This is a genomic window from Bartonella melophagi K-2C (genome assembly GCF_000278255.1).
GTDB classification, from domain to species: domain Bacteria; phylum Pseudomonadota; class Alphaproteobacteria; order Rhizobiales; family Rhizobiaceae; genus Bartonella; species Bartonella melophagi.
Genome location: NZ_JH725092.1, coordinates 1 through 1,357 on the forward strand (window position 1 = coordinate 1; position 1,357 = coordinate 1,357).

Consider the following 1,357-nt stretch of genomic DNA (forward strand, 5'->3'; position numbering starts at 1 on the left):
GGCTCAGATAATTGTGTGAAGGTGAGACCGCCTATAATCTTCATGCTGCTTTGCAGTACATCGTTATAGAAGACCAACAACTGCCACACCTTGTCAGTTCTCTACGCATCGCTCTTAATGCTCTTCATAAGTTTTCTAGTAAAGATTGGATTTTAGGTTCAAACAAGAAATTCCGCCATACACATATGTACAATTGAAAGAATCCGACATAAAATATAAGCTCCTGCGAGGAAGGTACGACGTAAAATAGAAACCAAAAGATTACTGCTTGTAAGAAAAGTAAGGCAGGGAGTAGCTTGAGTCTATGTTGAATTGGGGCAAAACACATCAATAAAAATGGAGACACAAATATCCAGAATATTAACACAGATATTTTAGCTATTGACTCTGGTAGGAGAAGCATAGGAGGTGTGAATAGTATAACTCCTGTTAGTATGGATACTAATGCTGGATATAATAATATTCCTGTTAATATTCCTAGTAGAACTATAGGACCAAGTAATAAACCTATAATAAGATAAAAATAATCTGTTATAGTTGTTTTAGTATTTTCTTCCTCAATTGATTCCTTAGTGTTTTGTTCCTCAATAGGTTCTTGTTTCTGAATCACTGTGTTCTGTGCAGTTATATATTTATCTTTATCTTTCGCAAACGCGTAACGGATAGTTTCTACTGTTGGTAATGCTACTATTATAAGTGGTATGAATAAAAGTTTAAGTGCTACCTCAAATATACCTCCAAGAACTTCCCCTATAAAACTTAAAATAAGGGGAAGAACTGATAAAAGAATTCCAAGCAAGAATAAAATTATGATGATTTTTAAGATAAGAAAAAGCACATCATCCCCTCCTGATTTTAAGTTACCAGTTCATATAATTGATTCGATAAGAGGGAGCAATTTATAGCATATTTAGTTTGATTGAGATAAAAAAATACTAGATCGTGATTTTTGAGTTGACATAGTGGTATGAATTGTATTAAATGACACTGCGGTACTAGTCGTACTGTGCCTAAAATTAGTTTATAATACAGTTTTTATTTCTTCTAAGGTTTATGTTGAAGGTCAATTACAGACGCGTAAATGGCAAGATAAAAGCGGACAAACACACTACACAACAGAAATTGTCTTATCCCAATATAGAGGTGAATTAAAGATCCTTAATAGTGTTCAAAAGGGTGATATTGATATGGCCACTCAAGAGCAAACAATGGCATGGGGGAGCACTGGTCGAGAGGCTTTAGAAACGACTTTGAATGACAAGATCCCGTTTTAATTAGGAGGTTTTCTTATGAAAAAACGAAAGAAACGGGGAAGACCTAGGATAGTCGGTCAAAGAAGAGAACCTAATGGACGTAT

2 protein-coding genes are annotated in these 1,357 nt (G+C 34.6%); one reads left to right on the forward strand and one right to left on the reverse strand.

Translation table 11 applies throughout. The features are described 5' to 3' along the window. Positions 1–124: 124 nt before the first annotated feature. A complete protein-coding gene (locus tag ME3_RS07095) occupies positions 125–838 on the reverse strand; it encodes a hypothetical protein (protein WP_007478150.1) in 714 nt (237 codons plus the stop codon). A gap of 199 nt (positions 839–1,037) precedes the next feature. Here ME3_RS07095 and ME3_RS07370 point away from each other — a divergent pair, with 199 nt between their 5' ends. Then, on the forward strand, positions 1,038–1,274 hold the full coding sequence (locus ME3_RS07370; protein ID WP_425338861.1) for a single-stranded DNA-binding protein: 237 nt from the start codon (positions 1,038–1,040) through the stop codon (positions 1,272–1,274). The last annotated feature ends 83 nt before the right edge of the window (positions 1,275–1,357 follow it).